This is a genomic window from Holdemanella porci, assembly GCF_019052655.1.
Classification (GTDB): Bacteria; Bacillota_I; Bacilli_A; order Erysipelotrichales; family Erysipelotrichaceae; genus Holdemanella; species Holdemanella hominis.
The window spans coordinates 1-7,379 of the sequence record NZ_JAHQVB010000083.1; the positions used below are offsets into that span (position 1 = coordinate 1).

At 34.3% G+C, this 7,379-nt stretch carries 10 protein-coding genes; 7 read left to right on the forward strand and 3 right to left on the reverse strand.

Annotated elements, in window-relative coordinates:
• Positions 1 to 58: 58 nt before the first annotated feature.
• The 4 genes from KTQ83_RS10665 to KTQ83_RS10680 all read left to right on the forward strand — a co-directional run bounded on the left by KTQ83_RS10665 (position 59) and on the right by KTQ83_RS10680 (position 2,716).
• The gene (locus tag KTQ83_RS10665) at positions 59 to 382 is read left to right on the forward strand and encodes a reverse transcriptase domain-containing protein (protein WP_217256794.1); all 324 of its coding nucleotides are present in this window, start codon (positions 59 to 61) and stop codon (positions 380 to 382) included.
• Positions 289 to 771 carry a group II intron maturase-specific domain-containing protein gene (locus KTQ83_RS12750; protein ID WP_217256795.1) on the forward strand — a complete coding sequence of 161 codons (483 nt, stop codon included), beginning with the start codon at positions 289 to 291 and terminating at the stop codon, positions 769 to 771. The genes KTQ83_RS10665 and KTQ83_RS12750 overlap by 94 nt, the downstream gene beginning before the upstream one ends.
• A gap of 101 nt (positions 772 to 872) precedes the next feature.
• Positions 873 to 2,216, forward strand: a complete 1,344-nt coding sequence (locus tag KTQ83_RS10675) for an MATE family efflux transporter (protein ID WP_217256796.1) — start codon at positions 873 to 875, stop codon at positions 2,214 to 2,216.
• Complete coding sequence (locus KTQ83_RS10680; RefSeq protein WP_186998610.1) at positions 2,216 to 2,716, forward strand: SGNH/GDSL hydrolase family protein; 501 nt, start codon at positions 2,216 to 2,218, stop codon at positions 2,714 to 2,716. The genes KTQ83_RS10675 and KTQ83_RS10680 overlap by 1 nt, the downstream gene beginning before the upstream one ends.
• Positions 2,717 to 2,727: 11 nt before the next feature.
• Here the strand turns inward: KTQ83_RS10680 and KTQ83_RS10685 are convergent, their stop codons facing one another.
• The gene (locus tag KTQ83_RS10685; protein WP_186998609.1) at positions 2,728 to 3,291 is read right to left on the reverse strand and encodes a manganese efflux pump MntP; all 564 of its coding nucleotides are present in this window, start codon (positions 3,289 to 3,291) and stop codon (positions 2,728 to 2,730) included.
• A 242-nt stretch (positions 3,292 to 3,533) separates the two neighbouring features.
• Here KTQ83_RS10685 and KTQ83_RS10690 point away from each other — a divergent pair, with 242 nt between their 5' ends.
• Positions 3,534 to 4,133, forward strand: a complete 600-nt coding sequence (locus tag KTQ83_RS10690; RefSeq protein ID WP_158567580.1) for a histidine phosphatase family protein — start codon at positions 3,534 to 3,536, stop codon at positions 4,131 to 4,133.
• On the opposite strand, the gene KTQ83_RS10695 is transcribed toward KTQ83_RS10690, so the two are convergent.
• Positions 4,087 to 4,758, reverse strand: a complete 672-nt coding sequence (locus KTQ83_RS10695; RefSeq protein ID WP_117924073.1) for a YoaK family protein — start codon at positions 4,756 to 4,758, stop codon at positions 4,087 to 4,089. The two genes, KTQ83_RS10690 and KTQ83_RS10695, sit on opposite strands and share 47 nt — an antisense overlap.
• An 80-nt stretch (positions 4,759 to 4,838) precedes the next feature.
• A complete protein-coding gene (gene gdhA, locus KTQ83_RS10700; RefSeq protein WP_217256797.1) occupies positions 4,839 to 6,170 on the reverse strand; it encodes an NADP-specific glutamate dehydrogenase in 1,332 nt (443 codons plus the stop codon).
• Between the two features lie 166 nt (positions 6,171 to 6,336).
• Between gdhA and KTQ83_RS10705 the strand changes: the two genes are divergently transcribed.
• Together KTQ83_RS10705 and rpiB are read left to right on the forward strand one after the other, a co-directional pair.
• Positions 6,337 to 6,732, forward strand: a complete 396-nt coding sequence (locus KTQ83_RS10705) for a hypothetical protein (protein WP_117924077.1) — start codon at positions 6,337 to 6,339, stop codon at positions 6,730 to 6,732.
• A gap of 62 nt (positions 6,733 to 6,794) precedes the next feature.
• A complete protein-coding gene (rpiB, locus tag KTQ83_RS10710; protein ID WP_117924079.1) occupies positions 6,795 to 7,241 on the forward strand; it encodes a ribose 5-phosphate isomerase B in 447 nt (148 codons plus the stop codon).
• Positions 7,242 to 7,379 lie beyond the last annotated feature (138 nt).

Consider the following 7,379-nt stretch of genomic DNA (forward strand, 5'->3'; position numbering starts at 1 on the left):
CATTAGAATTTAAAATTTATCTATTTTATGAGTCCTTTTTCTTGACGTAGTACCAGTCATGATAGAAGGAAAATATGAGGATACAAGTGTAGGAACACCACAAGGCGGACTGATTAGTCCAATCCTTGCCAATGTGTACTTACATTATGTATTGGATTTATGGTTTGAAAAGTGCATCAAGAAACAGTTATATGGAGAAGCATACCTGGTACGCTTTGCCGATGATTTCTTGATTATGTTTCAATATGAAAGAGATGCACAAAGAGTATATGAAGCCGTTATTAAAGAATGGAACTTTTTGGATTGGAACTGTCCAAGGAAAAGACACGAATACTTCCGTTTGGAAGATACAGTGGTTCAAGAGAAACATTTGATTTTCTAGGCTTTACACATTTCAACAGTAAGACAAGAAAAGGCTACTATTCTGTAGGACATAAGATTAGTCGCAAAAAGAAGAAGCAATTTAAGTCAAACTTAAAGAAATGGGTCAAAGAAAATAGAAACACTCAATTTGACGAATTCATGAAGGCGTTGAACAAGAAACTTACTGGTAGTTTTAACTACTACAGTTTAAGTGGAATGATTCGAGAGGTCAGAAACCTTTGGCAACATTCACTATATGTAACGTTCAAATGGTTAAACCGAAGGAGTCAAAGAAGAAGTTTTAAATTGGAAAGGTTCTATGAAATATGGAATGATAGAATCATACACCCATATATCCATGTGGATATTTGGAGTAGTGACAAAGTCATATATAACAAGAATGTTTAAAAGTAACAGTGGGGAGCCGTATGCGGGAAAACTGCACGTACGGTTCTTGGAGGAGTTTATCTCCAACTGTTTCTATTATTTAAGAAGGAGTAAATTTACTTATGCGTAGTTATCAAGTGGATATGTGTAATGGTCCAATTTTTAAAAAGTTGATTATTTTTTCATTACCATTAATTTTGTCGGGCTGCCTGCAATTGTTGTTTAATGCAGCCGATATTATTGTGGTAGGTCGATTTACGGGAAATCAAGCGTTGGCAGCAGTTGGTTCAACAAGTGCATTAATCAATTTATTGGTGAATATGTTTATTGGTATTAGTGTTGGTGCAAATGTTGTATTGGGTAAATTTATTGGGGCTCGAGATGAGGAAAATACATCTAAAGCTGTACATACAGCTATTTTTATTGCCATCTTTGGTGGATTATTAATGGTGTTTGTGGGTTTCTTTTTTGCGAAACCCTTGCTAGAGTTAATGGCTACACCAGAAGATGTAATTGATTTGTCATCTTTATATATGCGTATTTATTTTGCTGGTATGCCATTTTTTATGGTTTATAACTTCGGTGCTGCCATACTTAGATCGATTGGGGATACAAAGAGACCACTCTATTTTTTGTTGATTTCTGGAATTGTTAACGTGCTATTTAATCTTTGTTTCGTAATTGTATTCGAAATGGGTGTTGCTGGTGTTGCTTTAGCTACGATTATTTCGGAAGGAATTAGTTCTGCTTTAATTCTATTATGTTTAAAGCATATGGATGGACCTTTACATTTTGAGTTAAAGGATATGCGTTTCCATAAGGAATTAGCTTTACAAATGCTGGAAGTAGGACTCCCAGCAGGGCTTCAAGGCATTATCTTTAGTATTTCAAACGTATTGATTCAATCAAGTATTAACTCTTTTGGCTCTTTAGTTATGGCTGGAAATACCGCCGCAAGCAATATTGAAGGCTTTGTATATACGTCTATGAATGCAGTTTATCAAACTTCTTTGTCGTTTACTTCGCAAAATTTTGGAGCAAAAAAATACAATCGAATTGATAAGATTTTATTAGAATGTTTAGTAATTGTTAGTATCGTAGGTCTTGTACTCGGGCAAGGTGCTTATTTCTTTGGCCAACAGTTACTATCTATTTATTCTAGTGATGAGCGTGTCATCCAATTTGGAATTAATCGATTGGCTGTTATTAGTACAATGTATTGTTTATGTGGAATCATGGATACTTTAGTTGGAAGTCTTAGAGGAATCGGATATTCTATTTTACCAATGCTGGTATCTTTAACGGGTGTCTGTTTGATTCGTGTTATATGGATATTTACTGTATTTAAGGCAGTGCATACAACCTTCTCATTGTATATTTCTTATCCAATTACGTGGGTTATAACACTTGTGGCGCATGGTATTTGTTTCATGGTTGTGCGTAAGAAAATTCGCAAAGTGGCATAATGAAAAAGGTATTGTTTTTAGGGGATTCCAATACTTGGGGCTATGATCCAAGAGGATATTTTCAAAGGTATGATTTAACATACATTGATTATTTAAATGATCTTGTGCCTGGATGGATATTTTTTGAGGATGCGATCAATGGTCGTTTATTGCGAGATGTAAAAGAGGATACATTCAATTTAGATTCGATTGATTTATTTTGTGTTATGTTGGGGTCTAATGATTTGATTCATTATTATGATGTTGATCAAATCCTTTCTTTTATGCATGAGTTAATTGATTCAATGGACAAAAGAAAGCTGTTGATTCTTTGTCCGCCAATTTTACAATTTGATGAATTTAGAGATGAAAGTATGAAACTGAATGAGGCGTATAAGGTAATGGGGGTTCCTTGTTTAGATTGTAATCCTTTAGATATGAGTTTTGATGGTGTGCATTTATCTGAAAAAGGACATAAGGAATTGGGTGTAAAGATAGCTGAGTATGTGAAAAGACTTTAGCTGAAGTCTTGTTAGAAAAATAAATGTTCAATTAAGATTTTAATTCCTAATAGAATTAAGATGATACCACCTAAGTATTCAGCATATTTTTCAAATAAGCTACCAAGTTTTTTTCCAAATAATACACAAACAAATGAAAGAATAAATGTAGTGATGCCAATGGTAGTTATAGCTAAAAACAGATTGACTTTTAAAAAGGCAAAACTTACACCAACGGCTAAAGCGTCAATACTTGTGGCGATAGCTAAAAGAAGAATATTTTTAAATGGGATGGAGTGAATTTTTGCTTCATCTTCTTTTTCTTCTTTACCTTCGTGAATCATGTTGATACCTATCAAGCTCAGCAAAATAAAGGCAATCCAGTGATCGATGGATTGAATGTATTCGGCAAAATGACTTCCGGTAAAATAGCCAATAGCTGGCATAAGTGCTTGAAAAAAGCCAAACGTTAGGGCTAGGATAAAGGCATATTTTTTTACTTGATCTTTATCCAGGCTCATACCTTTTGCCAAAGATACAGCGCTTGCATCCATAGCTAAACCAATACCAATAAATAAAATAGTAATAAAATCCATATTCCCTCCTAAAGTAAAAAGACTTATACGAAAAAAAAGATGTCTTTTTTCGCATAAGTCTTGTTTGTAACGATAAGCCAGATCGATTGATCAGTGTGTTGACTTAAATGCTTACATAAGTAAGATAACTACTTCCTTATGGATGTGATTATATTACCAAAATCAAAATTTCTTTACAATGTAAAATAGTTATTGATATCTAACTGAAATGGATTATAATGAGGCAAAAGGAAGGTATATATATGACACATTTTTATATTATTAGACATGGAGAAACGGTATTTAATCGTAAAGGCCGTATTCAAGGATGGTGTGATTCACCGTTGACGGATTTGGGTGTTTCTCAGGCAAAACAATTGGGTAAAGAATTGAAGAATGTTCCATTTAATGTATGTTTTTGTTCAACGAGTGAAAGAGCTATAGATACGGCAAACTCTATTTTAGAGGGTAGAAATGTAAAGATTATTCCTTCTAAAAGTTTAAAGGAGCAGAGTTTTGGTGATTTTGAGGCTGAAAAATCAGTGGATATATTTAAAGATGGAGTACGTTTTCCAGATGGTTATCGTTTTTGTGGTGGTGAAAATCATAGTGATGTTATAGAAAGAGTAACGAAGGAATTAAAAAAAATCGCATCCGAATATCCGAATGCGAATGTTTTAGTAGTTTGTCATGGTTCTGCCATCAAACATATTGTGAACGTATTGTGTCCCGGTTTTGTGGATGAAAAACCGAATACAGCAGCTTTAGTGCCAAATTGTTCGGTGACGAGAATGGATTGTGATACAGAATTAAAACTTATTGAAAAGCCTCATCTTTTTCACGGTCAACAAACATTAAAATAAAGGCGAGTATTAATAGTGAAACGCTTATCCAGATAGCTTTTGCTGAAAAAATCCGAATACAAAAGTTTCCTAGAATAGCACCGATTATAAATGTTAAAATAATTAAGTAGTAGAGAAGTCCACTTTGTAGATGTTGGACTTTTTTTGTGCATAAATAATTACACATTTCGTGTGTCCCTGTTCTTAAATTTCCAATACACATCGTTGTTGCGTAACCTTTACCATGTATTTTACGAAAGGCTTGTACTTGTAAGCCACACGCAAAAGAAGTTAAAGAATTTGCGAGAAGGTTTTGTTCGAATGAAATATACCCAATGCCAAATAATATAATGATTTCAATCAAGAGAGTAACTTGTCGCCAGTGTACTTTTTGAATTTTTTGAAAATGTACAAATTCCGCTAAGAAAATACCTAGACCAAAAGCAAGTACAGGACATAAATAATGTAGAGCATGCTGGAATTGTCCACTTGCTAAATTGACACCAAAGAGGAGCATATTTCCAGTTTGGGCATTTGCGAAGACTTGTCCTCTTGCTAAATAGGAATAGGCATCCATAAATCCACCGGATAATGCCAAAAGAATACCGAGTTCAATGGATTCAGATGTTTGTTTTGCTCGTTTCATAGAATAATCACAACCTTTTTACTTTTAAGATAATAATGCAAAATGATAAAAAATAAAAGCCGAAATCGGCTTTTATGTTATTAAACAGTACCTTGTGCTTTCATTGCTTTTGTAACTTTTAAGAATCCAGCAATGTTAGCTCCAACTACATATTCTTTTTCATGACCATATTCTGAAGCGGTATCACGGCAAGTTTCGAAAATATTTACCATAATGTTTTCAAGCTTTTGATCAACTTCTTCTGCTGTCCAAGATAAGTGTTGAGCATTTTGTGACATTTCAAGACCTGAACAAGCAACACCTCCGGCATTGCTTGCTTTACCTGGAGCATAGAATACACCGTTTTTCATAAGATAGTGGATAGCTTCTGGTGTTGTTGGCATGTTAGCCCCTTCGCATACAGCGAAAACTTTATTAGCTACTAATGCTTTTGCATCTTCTAAATCAAGTTCGTTCTGAGTGGCGCATGGAAGTGCGATATCGCATGCAACAGTCCATGGACGAGCATTTGGTGTGTATGTTGCACCTGGTCTTTTTTCAACATATTCTTTAATGCGTCCACGACGAATTTCTTTGATGTCTTTAACTAAATCTAAATCAATTCCCTCTGGATCGTAAATGAATCCGTTTGAATCGGACATAGTTACAACCTTTGCTCCAAGTTGTGTTGCTTTTTCACAAGCATAGATAGCTACGTTACCACTTCCGGAAATCGTGACTGTTTTTCCTTCAAAGCTAGTTCCGTTATCTTTTAATAAAGCTTGTGTAAAGTAACATAAACCATATCCAGTAGCTTCGGTACGAATCAAAGATCCACCGAATGTTAATCCTTTACCTGTCAATACGCCGCTGTATTCATTTTTCAAACGTTTATATTGTCCAAATAAATATCCGACTTCACGGCCCCCAACACCAATGTCTCCAGCAGGAACATCTGTGTTTGGTCCGATGTGACGGTATAATTCGCTCATGAAGCTTTGGCAGAAACGCATAACTTCGCGATCACTTTTTCCTTTTGGATCGAAATCAGATCCACCTTTTCCACCTCCCATAGGAAGTGTAGTCAATGAATTTTTTAACACTTGTTCAAATCCTAAGAATTTGATGATACTAATGTTTACAGATGGGTGGAATCGTAAACCTCCTTTATATGGTCCGATGGCTGAGTTGAATTCAACACGGTAACCACGGTTTACTTGAGTTTTGCCATTGTCATCAACCCAAGGGACACGGAAAATGATTTGTCTTTCAGGTTCTACAAATCTTTCTAATACATCATCGTCTAATTCTTCCGGATGTACATCTGCGATAATATTCAATGATTCGAATACTTCTTCAACGGCTTGAAGAAATTCTTTGTCATTGGGATTTCGTTTTTTTACTGTTTCGTATAATTGCTCTAGGTCTTTCATTTTAAGTCCTCCCTTATTAATACGTGATGATTATAACATAAAAATTGAAAATGTTTCATAAAAATATGAAAAAATTTGTAAACAACAAAAACAAGTATACAAATGATAGTAAAATTCACATAGCGAGATCATATATTGTATGTTATTATAGAACTCGGTGATGAGAATGAGAGAAAAATTATATCGTTTTATGCAAGGTAGATATGGTACGGATAAATTAAATCAGTTCATATTTTATGTAGAACTTATTTTATTAGTATTAAGTTTATTTTTTAGAAGAAATATTGTCATAAATATATTGTTCTATATTAGTATTATTATTTATTTAGCACGTGCATTATCGAAAAACTATGTGGCCAGATCAATTGAAAATCAAAAGTTTATTCGGATTCAGGCCAAAATAGTTCATCGTTTTCAAGCATTTAACAAGTCTTTAAAGGATAAACAAAATAAGTATTTAGTTTGTCCTGAATGTGCGCAAATTATTCGTGTTCCTAGAAATAAGGGGAAAATTGAAGTTCGTTGTCCTTCTTGTAGAAAATCTTTTGATGCGAAAAGTTAGTTGTATTTACGCAAAGATGGAAAAGTTGTAAAATGTTTGTAGATGTTGAGGAGGATTAAAGAATGAAAATTGGTATGGCATGTGATCATGGAGCATACACATATAAGGAAGAAATTAAACAAATGTTGATTGATGAAGGACATGAAGTTGTGGATTGTGGTTGTCATGGTACAAACAGTGTTGATTATCCGGATATGGCAAAAGCGTGTGCGGATTTAGTTGTGAATGAAGAAGTGGACAAGGGCATTGTTATGTGTGGCACTGGAATTGGAATTTCGATTGCTGCAAATAAAGTAAAAGGAATCCGTTGTGCATTATGTACAGATGTAACTATGGCTCGTTTGACTCGTGAACACAATGATGCGAATATGTTGAGTATGGGACAAAGAACGACAGGTATTGAAACTTGTAAAGATATTGTTCATACTTTCTTGAACACTCCATTTAGTGAGGGTGAAAGACATAAGGGAAGAGTTGCAAAAATCAGTGCAATTGAGGATGCTCAATAAAATTTAGGGATGCTTGGAAAAGTGTCCTTTTTTATTTTTTAAAATTTTAAAAAAAAGGGGTTTACAAGATGGAAATGATTTGATAATATAGATGAGCACTGCTGAGGTGCAGATGATCTTTGAAAACTGAACAGGAAA